The organism is Paraburkholderia sp. MM5477-R1 (genome assembly GCF_050436385.1).
In the GTDB taxonomy this organism is placed as follows: domain Bacteria; phylum Pseudomonadota; class Gammaproteobacteria; order Burkholderiales; family Burkholderiaceae; genus Paraburkholderia; species Paraburkholderia tuberum.
The window spans coordinates 992,947-1,009,757 of record NZ_JBNDMC010000005.1 but is presented as its reverse complement, the minus strand read 5'-3'; the positions used below and the strand labels follow the sequence as shown (position 1 = coordinate 1,009,757).

General features: G+C 61.8%; 13 protein-coding genes and 2 pseudogenes. 9 read left to right on the top strand and 6 right to left on the bottom strand.

The genetic code is table 11. From position 1 onward, the window contains the following. Nucleotides 1-712 precede the first annotated feature (712 nt). The 5 genes from OKW35_RS17000 to OKW35_RS16980 all read left to right on the top strand — a co-directional run bounded on the left by OKW35_RS17000 (nucleotide 713) and on the right by OKW35_RS16980 (nucleotide 7,739). Entirely contained in the window at nucleotides 713-2,833 is a 2,121-nt protein-coding gene (locus OKW35_RS17000) for a 3-hydroxyacyl-CoA dehydrogenase NAD-binding domain-containing protein (protein WP_429552631.1), read from the top strand. 42 nt (nucleotides 2,834-2,875) lie between these two features. Then, a complete protein-coding gene (locus OKW35_RS16995; RefSeq protein ID WP_429355259.1) occupies nucleotides 2,876-4,057 on the top strand; it encodes an acetyl-CoA C-acyltransferase in 1,182 nt (393 codons plus the stop codon). Nucleotides 4,058-4,069: 12 nt separating this feature from the next. Further along, a complete protein-coding gene (locus OKW35_RS16990; RefSeq protein ID WP_429552630.1) occupies nucleotides 4,070-5,278 on the top strand; it encodes an acyl-CoA dehydrogenase family protein in 1,209 nt (402 codons plus the stop codon). A gap of 10 nt (nucleotides 5,279-5,288) precedes the next feature. Continuing rightward, the gene (locus OKW35_RS16985; protein WP_429552629.1) at nucleotides 5,289-6,422 is read left to right on the top strand and encodes an acyl-CoA dehydrogenase family protein; all 1,134 of its coding nucleotides are present in this window, start codon (nucleotides 5,289-5,291) and stop codon (nucleotides 6,420-6,422) included. A 108-nt stretch (nucleotides 6,423-6,530) separates the two neighbouring features. Continuing rightward, complete coding sequence (locus OKW35_RS16980; protein ID WP_429552800.1) at nucleotides 6,531-7,739, top strand: CaiB/BaiF CoA transferase family protein; 1,209 nt, start codon at nucleotides 6,531-6,533, stop codon at nucleotides 7,737-7,739. A gap of 37 nt (nucleotides 7,740-7,776) precedes the next feature. Here the strand turns inward: OKW35_RS16980 and OKW35_RS16975 are convergent, their stop codons facing one another. Next, on the bottom strand, nucleotides 7,777-8,043 hold the full coding sequence (locus tag OKW35_RS16975) for an ISAzo13-like element transposase-related protein (RefSeq protein WP_429354903.1): 267 nt from the start codon (nucleotides 8,041-8,043) through the stop codon (nucleotides 7,777-7,779). Nucleotides 8,044-8,052: 9 nt separating this feature from the next. Here OKW35_RS16975 and OKW35_RS16970 point away from each other — a divergent pair. Beyond that, nucleotides 8,053-8,307, top strand: a pseudogene (locus OKW35_RS16970) (IS6 family transposase); the annotation flags it as partial. A gap of 530 nt (nucleotides 8,308-8,837) precedes the next feature. Continuing rightward, nucleotides 8,838-9,095, top strand: coding sequence for a hypothetical protein (locus tag OKW35_RS16965; RefSeq protein ID WP_429552628.1), 258 nt, complete (start codon nucleotides 8,838-8,840; stop codon nucleotides 9,093-9,095). An 8-nt stretch (nucleotides 9,096-9,103) separates the two neighbouring features. Here OKW35_RS16965 and OKW35_RS16960 read toward each other — a convergent pair whose 3' ends face one another. The 3 genes from OKW35_RS16960 to OKW35_RS16950 all read right to left on the bottom strand — a co-directional run bounded on the left by OKW35_RS16960 (nucleotide 9,104) and on the right by OKW35_RS16950 (nucleotide 11,994). After that, on the bottom strand, nucleotides 9,104-11,176 hold the full coding sequence (locus OKW35_RS16960) for a recombinase family protein (protein ID WP_429551034.1): 2,073 nt from the start codon (nucleotides 11,174-11,176) through the stop codon (nucleotides 9,104-9,106). A 136-nt stretch (nucleotides 11,177-11,312) separates the two neighbouring features. Then, on the bottom strand, nucleotides 11,313-11,645 hold the full coding sequence (locus OKW35_RS16955) for a DUF6788 family protein (RefSeq protein ID WP_429551033.1): 333 nt from the start codon (nucleotides 11,643-11,645) through the stop codon (nucleotides 11,313-11,315). 52 nt (nucleotides 11,646-11,697) lie between these two features. After that, nucleotides 11,698-11,994: a Y4bD/Y4pK family protein gene (locus tag OKW35_RS16950; protein ID WP_429551032.1), complete on the bottom strand. Its 297-nt coding sequence runs from the start codon at nucleotides 11,992-11,994 to the stop codon at nucleotides 11,698-11,700. 2 nt (nucleotides 11,995-11,996) lie between these two features. Between OKW35_RS16950 and ltrA the strand changes: the two genes are divergently transcribed. Together ltrA and OKW35_RS16940 are read left to right on the top strand one after the other, a co-directional pair. Beyond that, nucleotides 11,997-13,022, top strand: coding sequence for a group II intron reverse transcriptase/maturase (gene ltrA / locus OKW35_RS16945; RefSeq protein ID WP_429552627.1), 1,026 nt, complete (start codon nucleotides 11,997-11,999; stop codon nucleotides 13,020-13,022). Nucleotides 13,023-13,104: 82 nt separating this feature from the next. Then, nucleotides 13,105-13,566: pseudogene (locus tag OKW35_RS16940) on the top strand (IS6 family transposase); the annotation flags it as partial. 295 nt (nucleotides 13,567-13,861) lie between these two features. On the opposite strand, the gene OKW35_RS16935 reads toward OKW35_RS16940, so the two are convergent. Both OKW35_RS16935 and galU read right to left on the bottom strand, forming a co-directional pair. Next, nucleotides 13,862-15,436: a diguanylate cyclase gene (locus OKW35_RS16935; RefSeq protein ID WP_429354902.1), complete on the bottom strand. Its 1,575-nt coding sequence runs from the start codon at nucleotides 15,434-15,436 to the stop codon at nucleotides 13,862-13,864. A 239-nt stretch (nucleotides 15,437-15,675) separates the two neighbouring features. Then, on the bottom strand, nucleotides 15,676-16,563 hold the full coding sequence (galU, locus tag OKW35_RS16930; RefSeq protein ID WP_429354901.1) for a UTP--glucose-1-phosphate uridylyltransferase GalU: 888 nt from the start codon (nucleotides 16,561-16,563) through the stop codon (nucleotides 15,676-15,678). Nucleotides 16,564-16,811: the final 248 nt, after the last annotated feature.

Below are 16,811 nucleotides of genomic sequence, written 5' to 3'. Positions count from 1 at the left end.
CTTTCGGGCCGCATTGCTGCCGACGATTTGCTCTGCTGCAGTCCAACTTTAGAGAAATTGCCCCATACGAATTGATCATCGTGTCACCGATGTTTATCATTTCGGCACTCGATGCACTGGGGATTACCCGATTGGCTCGGCGGGTACGGTTCGATGTCACCCTCGTTCGGACAATGGTTTTCGGTGTGGATCATGACGCCGGAAGGGCGACAGATCACCGCCCGCGATCTCGAATTCGGCGAATGCTCGGAGGTCAGGCTGAAGCGACTCACGCAGTCCCACGAAGGGCGCAGCGGCACGCGACCGAGCTTGTGCTATTGCGTCCCCCTGGGGGGGCTTGCGACAAGGCGCACCTAATCGACCTCTGAACACCTGGTAAAGGCCACATCGAAGTCAACGCAATCGGCAAACGAGCGACCGATCTCAGGCAACAAGCAACAGATGCTCGCTCAAGACGAGTCCGCAGTTGGATAACAGCACGCGATTTGAGGGTGCGCGCGATGCGCCGCCCCGACAATGCGGCGCCGTTGAGCATGAGCGCAAGACACGCCTATTTCGCATAGCAAACCAACCGCTACGGGCGTCCTCGAGAGCTCAGTCAAATTTCGATTAACAGTTCGTCAACTCTCACTGGGATTGTCAACGAGGTAGTTGGGCTCGACAATCGGCCCCATGCAAAAAGCCATTCGGCTTAATACCCGGAGACAAGACAGTGAATCCCGAAGTGTCCGTTGACGTTGTCACGCGCGAATTGCGTGGCGATATTCTTGTCGTGACCCTCGACAACCCGCCGGTCAACGCTCTGGGCGTGCACGTCCGGCGTGGCCTGCTCGCCGCGATCAAAGCTGCCGAGGTTGATACTGCCATTGCGGCCGTCCTGATTGTCGGCGCGGGACGCAACTTCATCGGCGGCGCCGATATTCGTGAATTCGGCAAGCTGCCTATGCCGCCTTCACTGACCAATGTCTGCAACCTCATCGAATCGTGCTCCAAACCGGTCGTTGCCTCAATTCGCGGCGCGGCACTCGGCGGCGGGCTCGAAGTCGCGCTCGCGGCGCATTACCGGCTGGCCGTCTCCGGCGCGAAGCTCGGGCTGCCCGAAGTGACGCTCGGCCTGTTGCCCGGGGCGGGCGGCACGCAACGCGCGCCGCGCCTTATCGGCGCCGCCGCCGCGCTCGATCTGCTCCTGAGCGGCCGCCACGTTGGCGCCGACGAAGCGACCAAGCTCGGCCTCGTCGACCGCGTCGGCGCATCGGGTGACGCGCTCGCCGACGGCCTCGCCTACGCACGCGAACTGCTCGCCGCGCACGCGCCGGTGCGCCGCACACGCGACGCCGCCGGTCTCGGCGACCGCAAGGCAAGCCGTGCCGCCATCGAAGCGGCACGGGAGCAGACGTCGAAGAAATCGCGCGGGCTCTTCGCGCCGCTGAAAATCGTCGACGCGGTACAGGCCGCGCTCGAACTTTCCTTCGACGACGGCCTGGGCCACGAGCACCAGCTTTTCTTGCAATGCATAGACAGCCCGCAGCACGCCGGCCTGATCCACGCGTTCTTTGCCGAGCGCGAAGTGCTGAAGGCGCCGGAAATCCGCACGGCGAAGCCGCGCGCAATCGCGAGCGTCGGCGTGATCGGCGGCGGCACGATGGGCGCGGGCATCGCGGTGGCCACGCTCGACGCCGGCCTGCCGGTGACAATGATCGAGCGCGACGACGCGTCGCTCGCGCGCGGCCGCGCGCATATCGAGAAGATCTATGACGGACAGATCGCGAAGGGCCGCATGACGCCGGACGGGAAAGCAACCGTGATGAGCCGCCTTTCCGGCGGCACGTCCTACGACGCGCTCGTCAGCGTCGACGTGGCGATCGAAGCGGTTTTCGAAGATCTCGACGTGAAAAAGGCCGTATTCGCGGAACTCGATCGCGTCTGCAAGCCGGGCGCGGTGCTCGCAACCAACACCTCGTATCTCGATATCGACGCGATCGCCGCCAGCGTCTCGCGTCCCGCCGACGTGATCGGCCTGCACTTCTTCTCGCCCGCGAACCTGATGAAGCTGCTCGAAGTCGTCGTGCCGGAGAAGGTTGGCGCGGATGTCGTCGCGAGCGCGTTCGAGTTCGCGAAGAAGCTGCACAAGGTGCCGGTGCACGCGGGCGTGTGCGACGGTTTCATCGGCAATCGCGTGCTCGCGGTGTACCGCACGGCTGCCGATCACATGATGGAAGACGGCGCGTCGCCGTATCAGATCGACCGCGCGGTGCGCGAGTTCGGCTTCCCGATGGGGCCGTTGCAGGTCGTGGACCTCGCGGGCGGCGACATCGGCTGGGCAACCCGCAAGCGCCGCGCCGCCACGCGCGATCCGAACGCGCGCTACGTGCAGATCGCCGACCGGCTCTGCGAGCGCGGCTGGTTCGGGCAGAAGACCGGGCGCGGCTTTTATCTGTATCCGGACGGCGCGAGAAGCGGCACGCCGGACCCGGAAGTCGAGGCGATCGTCGACGCGGAGCGCGAGCGCGCGGGCGTCACGCCGCGCGAATTCACCGACGGCGAAATCATCCGACGCTACATGGCCGCGATGATCAACGAAGGCGCGAACGTCGTGCACGAAGGCATCGCGCTGCGGCCGCTCGATGTGGACGTCGTGTTTCTCTACGGCTACGGCTTCCCGCGCCATCGCGGCGGCCCGATGAAATATGCCGATACCGAAGGCCTCGCGAACGTGCTCGCCGACATCCGCGCGTTCGCGAAGGAAGATCCGCAGTTCTGGCAGCCGTCGCCGCTGATCGTCGATCTGGTCGAACGCGGCGCCGATTTTGCCAGCCTGAATTACTCCGCCTGAATCCACATCTCTCCCGTTTCGGGAATCGAGGAACCCATGACCATGCGCGAAGCCGTCATCGTCTCAACCGCCCGTACGCCCATGACCAAGGCGCATCGCGGCGAATTCAACATCACCCCCGGTCCGACGCTCGCGTCGTTTGCGGTGCGCGCCGCCGTGGAGCGCTCGGGCATCGACCCGCAACTGATCGAGGACGCGATCCTCGGGTGCGGCTATCCGGAAGGCATCACCGGCCGCAATGTCGCGCGCCAGGCGGTGGTCCGCGCGGGATTGCCGCTCGGAATCGCCGGCACCACCGTCAACCGGTTCTGCGCGTCGGGCCTGCAAGCGATCTCGTTCGCCGCCGGCCGCATTGTGGTCGACGGTGCGCCGGCGATGATCGCGGGCGGCGTGGAAAGCATCTCCGGCATCCGCTCGCGTGATGACGGCGCGAGCGGGCTGGACCCGTGGATCGTCGAGCACAAGCCCGCGCTCTATCTCGCGATGATCGACACCGCCGATATCGTCGCGCAACGCTACGGCATCAGCCGAGAGGCCCAGGACCGCTTCTCGGCGGAAAGCCAGCGCCGCACGGAAGAGGCGCAGCTTGCCGGACGTTTCGCCGACGAGATCGTGTCCGTCAGGACGACGATGGCCGTCACCGACAAGGAAACGGGCGCGGTTAGCCAGCGCGAGGCGACAATCGCTGCCGACACCTGCAACCGGCGGGGCACGACTTACGATGCCCTCGCGAAGCTCGCCGCGGTGAAGGGGCCGGAGAAGTTCGTGACGGCGGGCAACGCGTCGCAACTCTCCGACGGCGCCTCCGCCTGCGTGATGATGGAAGCGAAGGACGCCGAGCGCGCCAACCTCACGCCGCTCGGCGCGTTCCGCGGCCTCGCGCTGGCAGGCTGCGAGCCGGACGAGATGGGCATCGGCCCGGTTTTCGCAGTGCCGAAGCTGCTCGCCCGCCACGGGCTGACGATGGACGATATCGGCCTGTGGGAACTGAACGAAGCGTTCGCCTCGCAGGCGATCTACTGCCAGCAGAGGCTCGGCATTCCGTCCGAGCGTCTGAACGTGAACGGCGGCGCGATTTCGATCGGCCATCCGTTCGGCATGACCGGCTCGCGCCTGGCTGGACACGTCCTGATCGAAGGCCGTCGACGCGGGGTGAGGTACGCCGTCGTCACGATGTGTATCGCCGGCGGCATGGGTGCCGCGGGTCTCTTCGAAATCTACTAAAGAAGCTAAGTCATGGATCTCAACTTCACCCCCGAAGAAGAAGCGTTTCGCGAGCGCGTCATGCGCTTCCTGCAAGAAAAACTCCCTCAGCGCCTGTCGGACAAGGTCAACCACGGCCACCAGCTGACCCGCGCCGACATGGCCGAGTGGCACGCGATCCTGAACGAACAGGGCTGGCTCGCGAACCACTGGCCGGAGCAGCACGGCGGCCCGGGCTGGAACGCCGTGCAGAAGTTCATCTTCGAAAACGAATGCGCGCTCGCCGCCGCGCCGCGCATCGTGCCGTTCGGCGTGAACATGCTCGGGCCGGTGCTCATCAAGTACGGCAGCGAGGCGCAGAAGCGCTACTGGTTGCCGCGCATTCTCGACGGTTCCGACTGGTGGTGCCAGGGTTACTCCGAGCCGGGCGCCGGGTCGGACCTGGCGGCGGTGAAGACCACCGCCGTGCGCGGTTCGGATGAAAACGGTGCCTACTACATCGTCAACGGCCAGAAGACCTGGACGACGCTCGGCCAGCACGCGAACATGATCTTCTGCCTCGTGCGCACCGCCTCCGACGTGCGCAAGCAAGAGGGCATCAGCTTCCTGCTCGTGGACATGGACACGCCGGGCGTCGAAGTGCGCCCGATCATTACGCTCGAAGGCGAGCACGAGATCAACGAAGTGTTCTTCACCGACGTGCGCGTGCCGGCGGCCAATCTGGTGGGTGAGGAGAACAAGGGCTGGACTTACGCGAAGTATTTGCTGACATACGAGCGCACCAACATCGCGGGCGTCGGGTTCTCGGTCGCGGCGCTCGCGCGCTTGCAGCGTGTCGCGGCGAAGGTCACGCGCAACGGCCGTCCGCTCGCCGACGATCCGCTCTTCGCGGCGCGGCTCGCTCGCGTCGAGATCGACCTGGAGAACATGAAGACGACCAACCTGCGCGTGATCGCGGCGGTCGTGGGCGGCGGCGTGCCGGGGGCGGAAAGCTCGATGCTCAAGATTCGCGGCACGGAGATCCGCCAGGAGATCTCGTCGCTGATGCGCCGCGCGATGGGACCGTACGCGCAGCCATTCATCGAAGAAGCGCTGATCGAAGGCCATGACGAGGCGCCAGTCGGCCCCGAAGAAGCCGCGAGTGCCGCCGCGACGTATTTCAACAACCGCAAGCTGTCGATCTTCGGCGGCTCCAACGAAATCCAGAAGAACATCATCTCCAAGATGATCCTGGGACTGTAAGGGGGATCACATGAACTTCCAGCACACCGAAGACCGCCGCATGCTGGCGGATACGCTGAACCGCTTCGTCAGCGAGCAGTATGGTTTCGAGACCCGCGACCGTCTCGCGCGCTCCACCGACGGTTTCAGCCGAGAGATGTGGGGCCGCTTCGCCGAACTGGGCATCATCGGCGCGCTATTCGGCGAGGCGGACGGCGGCTTTGGCGGCGAGGCTTTCGATATCGCCGTCGTGTTCGAAAGTCTCGGACGCGGACTCGTGGTCGAGCCGTTTCTCGGCGCGCTGGTGGTCGGCCGGGCGGTGGCGCTCGCAGGCAGCGACACGCAGAAAGAGCTCATTGCGCAGCTGATCGAAGGGGGCGCCGTCACGGCGCTCGCGCATGACGAGCCGGGTTCGCATTACGAACTCGCGCAGGTAGCGACGCGCGCCGTGCGCCGTGCGGACGGCGGCTGGACCTTGACCGGTGCTAAGGCCGTCGTACAGCAGGGGGAAGCCGCCAGCGTCTTCCTCGTCTCCGCGCGCACAAGCGGCGACGACGACACCGACGACGGCATCTCGCTCTTCCTCGTTCCGCGCGAGGCTGCGGGCCTCTCCTTGCGCGGCTATCGCAACATCGACGGAGGCCGCGCGGCCGAAGTCGTCCTGAACGAAGTACGCCTCGAAGGCGAAGCCCTTCTCGGCAAGCAGGACGCCGGGTTCGCTACGCTCGAACGCAGCATCGGGTGCGGCGTGCTCGCGCTCTGCGCGGAAGCGCTCGGCGCGATGGACGTCGCAAAGGACTTCACGCTCGAATACCTGCGCACGCGCAAGCAGTTCGGCGTCGCGATCGGCAGCTTCCAGGCCCTGCAGCATCGCATGGCGGACCTGCTGCTCGAGATCGAACAGGCGCGCTCGGCGCTCATCAACGCGGCCACCGCGCTCGGCTCGGACCGCATCGCGCGCGAGCGCGCGCTGTCGGCAGCGAAAGCCAGCATCGGACGCATCGGCGCGCGGGTCGCGGAAGAGTGCATCCAGTTACACGGCGGCATCGGCATGACGTGGGAATTGCCGCTCGCGCACTACGCGAAGCGGCTCGTGATGATCGACCATCAGTTCGGCGACGAAGACCACCACCTCGAACGCTATATCGCGCTCGGCCGGAGCTGATGCAATGAACGAAGCGATTCTCACCCATTGCGTTTGCAAGGAAGCAGTGCTGTTGCTGTCGATCAACCACGCGGGTGCGTGCAACCCGCCCGACAATCTGGAACTGCCATGTCAAAGCTAAGCCCCTCACTGCCGCTTGCGGGCGTTCGTGTCCTTGATCTTTCCCGGATTCTGGCGGGTCCATGGTGCGCCATGGTGCTCGGCGATCTCGGCGCAGAAGTGATCAAGGTCGAGCATCCTGAGCGCGGCGACGACACGCGCGATTGGGGATTGCGCGTCGGCTCGACGGAGACGGCCTATTTCAATAGCGTCAACCGCAATAAGCGTTCGGTTAGCCTTGACCTGCAGACCGTCGAGGGCCAGCAGATCGCACGCGACCTGGCACAGCAATGCGACGTCGTGATCCAGAACTTTAAGTTCGGTGGAGCGGAAAAGCTTGGCCTTGGCTATGAGCAATTGAAACAGGACCGCGCGGATCTGATCTACTGCTCAATCTCGGGTTACGACCGCGCGGGTCCTGAGGCCGCGCGTCCCGGCTACGATTTGGTTGTTCAGGGCGAGGCAGGACTGATGGCGCTCAACGGTGAAGCGCAGCAGCCGCCGCTCAAGTTCGGCGTGGCCGCCGTCGACATGTTCACTGGCATGTACTCCGCACAGGCGGTGCTAGCGGCGCTATTCGAGCGCCAGAAGACCGGCAACGGGCGCCACATCGAAATGGCGCTCTTCGATTGTGGCCTGATGATCACGGCGTACTACGGACTGGAAGCGTTGATTATGGGCGAAGACCCACCGCGTTATGGTAACGCGCATCCGTCGATCGTTCCATATGGCGTGTTCGACGCTTACGACGGGCCGCTCGTCATCACGGTCGGCAATAACAGCCAGTTTGTGCGCTTTTGCCGCGAGGTGATTGATCGGCCCGACCTGGCCGAGGACAACAGGTTCCAGACGAACATTGGTCGCGCCGCGAATCGGGCGGTGCTGGTGCCCGAGCTGAACAGTGAGATCGGACGAAGAAAGCGTCAGGAGCTGCTTGAGCGTCTGATCCAGGCCGGTATTCCATGTGGCGAAGTGCTCGGCCTTCACGAGGCGCTGAACTCGAAGCGAGCGACAGATGCCGGTCTCGTGACGATGCAGGCGCATTCGGAGGTTGGCAGTACGCATGTGCTCGCGCCGCTCTACCGCTTCGATGGTGCACGTTTGCCGGTGCGAAGGGCACCGCCGACACTGGGCGAAGGCACGAACGACGTTTTTCGGACGTTGCTGGGGTTGTCCGAGGAGCAACTCTCGAAGTTGAAGGCCGGAGGCATAATTTGAGGTTTTGTCGCAGTAAGAATCTGTCAAAGAATTACTTTTACAACCTGGCGCGCAATGCTCTGGGCTGCTTCCGCGGCGTGAAAGTGCTGGTCGGGGCGATGGAGTAGTTCCAGTCGCCGTGGAATTTGTCTGGTGTCAGTCGCACGGCAGCCAACGCTGCGTCGTCGATCTTGATGCCCGTTGGGTACTGCCGCGTGTCGAGTGCCGCGCGCACGTGCAGCGCCTTACTCGTGGTCGTGCTGGCGATGGTTCTGGTGCAAGTAGTGAAGTTGACTCGGTTAGACTGGGGCCTTCGCAACCTCATCCTTCGATAATGCGCAAGCTGAAAAGCGTGGACGATCTGTTCTCGGGTCGTCACTTCAACCGCGAGGTGATCATTCAGTGCGTGCGCTGGTACCTGCGCTACAAGCTCAGCCTGCGTGATCTGGTTGAGATGATGGCCGAGCGCGGTTTGTCGTTGGTGCACACCACGATTATGCGTTGGGTGAAGCGCTTCACGCCGGAGTTCATCAAGCGCTGGAATCGTTTTGGCATGCCCGCAGGGCGGTCATGGCGTGTTGACGAAAGTGTGTCACGAACACAAGCGAGAGCTTGTGGTGCTGTACTGAAGATGGGAGCAGGCCTCCCGAAGCCGGCTTGCAGGAGCAGGCTTCAAACCGCCCGGTGCTGCTGCGTTCAAAAGGCGTGGTGGTGAGCGACCGAGGAAAAGTCATCCATCAGGATGGCAGGTACGTGTTGGGAAGATGAGCGAAAGCAAACCGTTCGATGATGCGTCGTTAACACGTTAAAGCGCTGTCAAAACTGGGGTCATTTCGTCACTCCAGGATCAGTCAGGACGATACCTGCCTACGGACCTGACGGCAGCCGGCGTAGAGGCGGCATGAGCTCAACACAGGCTTCAGTATGGAACGTGAGAACCTTGTTGCGGATGCCAAGGGAAATGACAAGTGGCCAACACCATGAGAAAGAATACCGATGCCGCAACGAGGGGCGGAGCTGCCCGTAGTAGTGTTGAAGCCCTTGTAATGAGGGTGGAGCGAAGGGGCGGCGTTATCCTGTTGATGAAGGTCACCAACCTGCATGGTGGGGATGAGTGACATGACCTCAACGAAACCGTATTGCGTTGCGAAGCGCACGGTGTGGGAAGCGTATCAGCTGGTGAGGGCCAACCGGGGTGCTGCAGGCGTGGACGATGAAACGATCGCCATGTTCGAGCAGAACCTGTCTGGCAATCTGTACAAGTTGTGGAACCGGATGTCGTCAGGCTCGTATTTCCCGCCACCGGTGAAGCAGGTTGAGATACCGAAAGCCAAGGGTGGTACCAGAAAGCTGGGCGTGCCGACGGTGATTTCATAATGCACCTCTCACAGTTGAGTGTTGGAATGATGCGGCTGCAGATGCCCTGAAGTGCGCACCCAATCCCGCAGTTGTTGCTCCTTGGCGGTATCGAGCGTGATCCACCACGGCCCCCGCCCATCGAGCTTGCGGGCCGGGACTACCTGGCGCTCAATCCAGTAATAGACGACGTGTGGACTGACATGCAGCCGATGAGCGAGTTGCTGTACCGTGAGCTCGTCCGGCCGCTTGAAGCAGGTTACTTCAATTCGATACCGGTAGCGGATCCATTTGACCATCTCAAGCGTGAACGATTTGCCAGTGGAACTGCGCAAGCCTTCCTGATTGAGGTGCGCCACGATTTGCCGGTCAGGCAGATGCTGCGATAGTTCGCGTACCTGTTCGACGAACGCGGCGGGGTAACGCATCGCGTCGGCAGCCGGCGTGGGCAAGTCCACGGTGATATCAGTACACGCGCTGCCCTGCCAGCGGATATGCAGCACCGCTTGTCTCGTGGCGGACCGTCTCTCGACCGTGATGTCCCGGATGAGCAGTCGCAACATGCGCTTGCGATCCTTCGCTGATGTGGTCGGCGCCCGCCAGAGGCGCGGCAGATTGCGCGCCAGCGCGAGAACCTGGGCTTTCTGTTCGGACGTCGCGACGAGTGCCTTCTGGCTCTGGAACCGGGCGGATTCCGTCCTGATCGCCTCAAGGTGAAGCATCGCGTCATTCCAGCGCCGTTCGAGGGTACCCGCGACCAGACGATTGGCCGGATCGCATTCCTGATAGCGACGTTCAGCGAGTGCGACCTCATACTCGGCGCGTTCGATGCGCATGTGCCACTGGCGCATGATGGCATGATCGCGTTGCTCGAGTTCGCTCAGGGCGGTCACGGCGAGCTCGAGTTCGGCTGGTTGCAGGGCGGTGAATATAGCCTCGCCAATTGCGTTGTCAAGTAGTTCGCTGCGCATGCTCATGCAATCTGTGGTCGCCAGCCCCTCGCGGCGACGGGCACTGCATAAGTACAATGGATAAAGGCCGCCGTTACCCTGGTAGCGAACGGTCAACGCCCGACCACAGCCGCCGCATATCAGCAGCCCCTGAAGCAGCGCCAATCCTTCACGCGCCGCACCACTGAGCACGGTACCTTCGCCGTTGGTCCTGTTGTGCGCCAGGTGTTCCTGGTTGCGCTCAAATTCCTCCGGGGTGATATATCCATCATGATGGTCTGGCAGATGAACGCGCCACTCTGCCTTTGGAACCGGCTGTACGTGCTTATGGACCTCTCCCTGTGGTGTGATGCGCTGACGATACTGGTATCGTCCAAAAACATAGATGCCGGCATAGGAAGGATTCCGTATCAAACCGAGAACGCGTCCGTGACTCAAGCGCCCCCAGATGAGTCGACCTGCCCAGGCACCTCCATAGGCACGCTTGGGAAAGCGCAGGCCCTCTTCGGCAAAGCGCTTGACAACCGCGTACGCGCTGCCGGTCTCCTGAAACAGACGGAATGCGAGCTGCACGGCACCGCGTACCTCGTCATCGGGATCCAGGACGATGCGGCCGTCATCGCCGTAGCACAAGCCGACGGGCAGTGGAAAGCGCAACTCACCCTTCTTCGCCTTGTTGAGTTTGCCGCCCTGGAGGCGGCCGCGCAAGAAGTGCAGTTCGGCCTGTGCCATCGTACCTTTGAGACCAAGTATCAGGCCGTCGTTGAAGTCGCCCGCGTCGTAGCAGCCATCGGCGTCGATCACGAGCGTATGGGTGAGCGCGCACAGCTCGAGCAGGCGATGCCAGTCCAGATTCGAGCGTGCCAGGCGAGAAACCTCCAGTGCGAATACAGCACCCACGTTCCCCATCGAGACGTCCGCTACGAGGGTCTTGAAGTCTTCGCGGCCCGTCATCTGCGCCCCCGACTGGCCGAGATCGCGGTCCAGGACCCGGATCGCCGTCTCCGGCCAACCCAGTGCCAGCGCCTTGTCGCGCAACGCGTATTGACGCTCGGTGCTCTCCTGATGGTGCCGTACCTGGGCCAGCGTACTTTGGCGGATATAGATGTACGCCGGTTTGCTCTGATGTTGGGGGGTGATCTTGGTGTTCATCGAAGGCCTCCTCGGTCAGCTCCAGCGCGGGCTCGGCGGTGAGCCAGGCCTCGAGCATGTTGGCGACGAGTACGCCGGCCGATTGCGGATCGATGAAGTTGGCGAGCGACAGCGACGACTGGCTCACCGGCGCCCCTCAGAGCGCCTCGCGGCGGCGCAATAGTTCGCGGTTGATCTCGCAGATCTCCTCGATGATCTCGCGAACGCGGTGATAGTTCGCCAGGTGATCGGCGACGTCGGTGTAATCGGCTTGCGGCACGTAGTCCATTTGCGGCCGGCGGCCGGGAAAGCTCACGGACAGGTAGTACTTGGGACCGTGACCGGGGCCGTCTGCACACTTGCAGCCCGGTTTGCCGCAGCGCTTGTAGCGCTCGATGAGCGAGCCGCGCAAGAGCGTCTCTAACGCTGGCATTTGCTTCAGCAATTGCGCTCGGCGTCTGCGCAAAATGGACGACGGAATATCTTCCATGGGCGGACCACGTTAAAAACTGGTCTGATAATAGGACAAGGAGATGCATTGATCAAGCTCCTTTGTTCGATGACTTCCTGGATCGGGCAAGCTGGTCGATCAACGTGACCAGTTCCACCAACATGCCAAGATCGAAGCAGCATACGGGTGCGATGGCGTCGTCGTGGACAGACGGTGTGCCCCAGTCGGTCCATTCGCGCGCAATGCTAAAGCTGCCGCGATCTATATCGCGCAGAATCAGTGTCTCGGTGCCTGCGACGCGGCGGGCCTTCAGCACGGAAAAGCGTTGGCCCCTAAGGGGATGAAACGGATGACGGATCTCAGCCCATCCCAAATGCTCGTTGAGCACTTGTGCAGTTCGCGTTGACCGTCCCCACCGTGTCAGATCGAGTGGCCCAGACGGTTGTCAAGCTCATGATCGAGCCGATACTCGAGCCGATATTCCATAAAGATTCTTATGGGTACCGGCCCGGGAGGTCGGCGAAACAGGCGGTTGCGGTAACGCGTGAGCGTTGCTGGAAATACGACTGGGTTGTTGAGTTTGACATCAAGGCGGCATTCGATCAGATTGATCATGGCCTCATGCTCAAGGCGGTGCGCAGGCACATCAAGGCGGACTGGATCCTGCTGTATATCGAGCGGTGGCTGACTGCGCCGTTTGAGACTGCGGACGGAGCGAGACTGCCGCGGGTGCGCGGTACACCCCAGGGCGGAGTGGTCAGCCCGATGCTGATGAATCTGTTCATGCACTATGCGCTTGACACATGGATGCAGCGGCACTTCCCGCAATGTCCCTTTGCGCGTTATGCCGATGATGCGGTGGTCCACTGCCGCAGTGAGGCGCAGGCGCAGGAGGTCATGCATGCCATTGCCTCGCGGCTGGCGGAATGCGGGTTGGAGATGCATCCTGAAAAGTCAGGCATCGTGTATTGCAGGGACCGAAGCCGTACTCAAGCCTACCCGAATGTTACCTTCACATTTCTGGGTTTCCTGTTTCGTCCGCGAAGGGTGATGACCAAGTCCGGGCAGCTCTCAACGAGCTTTCTGCCCGGGGTAAGTCGTGACGCCCTGAAACGGATGAGACAGACAGTGCGGGGGTGGCGGCTACCTCGTCAGACGTTCAGGTCACTGGTCGAACTGGCCGATCAATGCAATCCCACGATACGTGGCTGGTGGAACTATTACGGGGCTTTCTATCGGACGGCCATGCAGGGGCTCGGTCGGTATCTAGACCGCAAGCTCGCACGCTGGGCCCGGCGCAAGTACAAAACCCTACGACGGCATAAACGGCGTAGCGACGAGTGGTTGCACAAGATGAGGAAGGCGTACCCGCGACAGTTTGTACACTGGCAGTTTCTGGGGCTAAAGGTCGGATAACGGGAGCCGTGTAAATCGAGAGATTTACGCACGGTTCTGCGAGAGGCTCGGGGTGCAATTCCCCGGGCCTACTTACCCCTACCTGAAGGTTCGTGGCAAATGGGTTTATCTGTACCGTGCGGTAGATCGAGCCGGCCAGACGGTGGACTTCATGCTCAGAGCGAAGCGCGACGTGGCCTCGGCCAAAGCCTTTTTCAGCAAGGCAATCAAACATCAGGGCCAGCCGCCGGAGACGATCACGCTCGATGGGTATGCCGCCTCACACCGGGCGGTGCGTGAGATGAAGACCGATGGCCTGCTGCCAGGTGACACGAAGATCCGGTCCTCAAAGTACCTGAACAATCTGATCGAGCAGGACCATCGAAACATCAAGTCCAGAACGAACGTAATGCTCGGCTTCAAACGATTCAGGAATGCCGTGACCACAATTTCAGGCATCGAACTGATGCATCGCATTCGCAAGGGACAGTTCCACGTCTCCATACTCGGGCTCAAAGATACCTCTGCCCTCGCTGCCTGGAATGCTGTCCTGTCCTATCGATAAGGTATCCATATCAATAGGAAAAATGTCGGTCTGACCAATTATTTGCACCAGAGCCTCCGATAATTGGCCGGTGATGGCCGGCAGTACGCGTTCACACAATCCGCCGGAAAGTTGCCGTCGACGATTCCAAGGTCCGGTCTATAGAAGTTCAGCGAACTGGTGCAATCGGCCAACTCCAGCCGGTCGCCCGTGCCTCGATGCGGACGTTCGAGCGTCGCTTGGCCCGGAGAGCGGTCTTTCACGCGTCGGCCGCGCGAGTCATGTCGTCGGTCTTACCAGCGCCCCCCATCGCGGACTACGGAAGGGAACTCAAGGACGATGATATGTCCGGCAACGCTGACGCCTTTACCTGGTTTCGACCGGCCGACTTGGCGACGTACATTTGTTCATCCGCGGCGGCGACCAGGTCAGCCCAATCCCGGCCTTCTGCAGAGATGCATGTCGCACAGCCGACACTTACGGTGACGGCTCCATGCTCGCTTTGCCCGTGCGCGAGACGCATGCCCTGGACCTTTCGCCGGATCTTCTCTGCCACCTTGACTGCCTCATCTGCAGATGTGTCGGGCAGCACCACCGCAAACTCCTCACCGCCGTATCGTGCGACCACATCGATTGACCGCCGGGCGACCGACGCGATGCACTCAGCGACTGCGGCGAGCACTTCATCACCGGCGGCATGGCCGTACAGGTCGTTAAATCGCTTGAAGTAGTCGATGTCAATAAAGAGCGCCGACATGAGATGGCCTTTACGCAATGCGCGTCGCCACTCCTGGTCGAGCCGGGTGTCCAGCGTGCGGCGGTTGCTCAGCCCGGTCAATGGGTCCGTGGAAGCAAGTCGAACCAGTTCACTCTGCGCCCTCACCTTGTCGCGTAACACGAACGCGAACAACCACGAAATGATGACCACAATGGCCCCAAACGCCATGGTCAGCGCACCGGCCACGATAGTGCGCCTTCGCCAGTCTGCGAGCACAGAATCTACCGCTGGCGCGACGATAGCAATGAGCGGGGTGCCTGGCACATGTGCAAAGGTATACAGGCGCGTGACGCCATCTACCCCAGACGTGGCAACGTACGAACCGGTCATGCGCGCGGCCATTGCCCGGGCTATCGGCAGCTGTGGGGCGGTGGCCTCGATCTCGTTCCCGGGAATCGGCTTTCTGGCGAGCGACGTTCCGTCGCCGAGGACAATATAGGCCGAACCCGACTCTCCTGTATCGATCCTGTCGAGCACCTGTTGGAAGTATCCGATTTGAATCGCCAGGAGCGCGACGCCAGCAAAAGAGCCGTCTGGCGAATCGATGCGCCGTGACAGGCCAATTACCGGTACTCCGCCACTCAGCCGGGAGCGGTACGGATGAGAAATGAACAGGCCCGCTGTCGGACTGCGCTTATGAGCGACAAAATAGTCCCGATCGCCAAGCCAGATGGATGGGTCGACGCCACCGCGCTGCGACGCGATCACATGCCCGTTTGAATCCAGCACGTAGGCGCCGTTCAGATATGCCGCCTCAGTCGCACGGTCAAACAACACCCTCTGCCTCAAGTCGGGCGGAAGCTTCCAGGTGTTAGCCCGTTGGGCGCCGTCCGCCATGGCGCCCAAGGAAAGGTTATAGCTTTCGACATTCCTTTTCAGATCGTCAGAGATAACCGACACCAGATTAGCTGACGTTTCGTGCGCAGGACGGAGCGTATCGCCTCGGCCGCCGTACAATGTCAGAAAAGTCACAGTGGCCATGGCCGTGGCGACGATCGTCCCCGCCATGCCCACGAGAATCGGATGATTGCCGACAGCGAACGAAATAGCCGCTCCGAAAGCGCGCAGCGCCTTGCGCACACGTCGGCGCAAGGAAAAAACCTGATGCGGCACGTGCGCCCCCTCTATGTCGATTTATCGCCAAGTTCGTAGCGGGCCCCTTGGGGCCATTGCGCCGGCTCGCCAGACTCAACGGACAGGCAAAAATACAGGCTCATGCCTACTGCGTCGATCCGACCGTTTCGACACTCAATTTTCGCGTCGAACCGACATTCATGAGGCACTCCTCAGGTTGCCAGTCATCCGAACTGCGGGCGAACGTCCACTGTCCAGACAAGGCTTTCTTTCATTGCCTAAAGCGCCCGATTCGCGCCGCAGACCCGTTCGCGCAGCCATGCACCGAAGTCCTCTTTCACTTCCCGATGGCGCAACGCAAGTTCAACCGTTGCCTTCACGTAGCCAAGCTTGCTGCCACAGTCGAAGCGGGTGCCGTGGAACTGATAGGCGAGCACCTGCTCGTCCCTGAGCATCGACTGGATTGCATCGGTTAGCTGAATCTCGCCGTTCGCGCCCGGCTGTTGCGACCGCAAATTCTCGAAGATGCCCGGCATGAGTACATAGCGACCCGCCACGCCGAGGCTTGAAGATGCCGTGTCTGGTGAAGGCTTCTCCACAATTCCGGACACGCTGATGACCCGATCGTCCCAATACCGGCCAGCGACCACGCCGTAAGCCATCGAATCGCGCGCCTCGATCTCCTCGACCGCGACGATCGAGCAGTCGTAGTGACTGAAGAGTCGCACCATTTGCGTGAGGACCGGCGGCTCGCCATCAAGCAGATCATCGGCAAGTACAACCGCAAACGGCTCGTCTCCCACCAGCTTCTCAGCACAAAGGACCGCGTGACCGAGTCCGAGCGGCTCCGGTTGCCGCACATAAACACATTCCACGTGACTCGGCTTGATGCCTTGCACGAGATCGAGCAAGGACTGTTCGCCCCTTGCCTTTAGCACGTGTTCAATTTCGTATGATTTATCGAAATGATCTTCGATGACCCGCTTACCGCGGCCGGTCACGAAAATCAGTTGGGTGATGCCAGCTGCGATCGCTTCCTCGACCGCATACTGGATCAGCGGTTTGTCGACGACCGACAGCATCTCCGTTGGAGCGGCTTTCGTGGCAGGAAGAAAGTGTGTGCCGAGGCCCGCGACAGGAAACACAGCCTTGTGCACGCTGAGCATGTTCGCACCTGTCCGACGAAATGATGGTGGCTTTCAAAGTGTAGTGTATCGGTGCAAATCTCGGGTCTGACTCGGGACGTTTTGTCAGGTATGAATGGTTCACGCGCTTCGTTCGGCGGTCCAGCCTTCGACCGAATAGCACAGAAAGCTACAAGGGGGTCACCTTGGGCAATCGTCTGCTTCACCTTGGAAGCGGCCGCCAGAGCCACGGCGTTGAACGACGGCAACGGGTCGCGTGCCGCCAATCG

Excerpts from the sequence above, each read along its gene's own strand:
- OKW35_RS16995 (WP_429355259.1), top strand. The coding sequence starts at position 2,876 with ATGCGCGAAGCCGTCATCGTCTCAACCGCCCGTACGCCCATGACCAAG.
- OKW35_RS16990 (WP_429552630.1), top strand. The coding sequence starts at position 4,070 with ATGGATCTCAACTTCACCCCCGAAGAAGAAGCGTTTCGCGAGCGCGTC.
- OKW35_RS16985 (WP_429552629.1), top strand. The coding sequence starts at position 5,289 with ATGAACTTCCAGCACACCGAAGACCGCCGCATGCTGGCGGATACGCTG.
- OKW35_RS16980 (WP_429552800.1), top strand. The coding sequence starts at position 6,531 with ATGTCAAAGCTAAGCCCCTCACTGCCGCTTGCGGGCGTTCGTGTCCTT.
- OKW35_RS16975 (WP_429354903.1), bottom strand. The coding sequence starts at position 8,043 with ATGAGGTTGCGAAGGCCCCAGTCTAACCGAGTCAACTTCACTACTTGC.
- OKW35_RS16965 (WP_429552628.1), top strand. The coding sequence starts at position 8,838 with ATGACCTCAACGAAACCGTATTGCGTTGCGAAGCGCACGGTGTGGGAA.
- OKW35_RS16960 (WP_429551034.1), bottom strand. The coding sequence starts at position 11,176 with ATGAACACCAAGATCACCCCCCAACATCAGAGCAAACCGGCGTACATC.
- OKW35_RS16955 (WP_429551033.1), bottom strand. The coding sequence starts at position 11,645 with ATGGAAGATATTCCGTCGTCCATTTTGCGCAGACGCCGAGCGCAATTG.
- galU (WP_429354901.1), bottom strand. The coding sequence starts at position 16,563 with ATGCTCAGCGTGCACAAGGCTGTGTTTCCTGTCGCGGGCCTCGGCACA.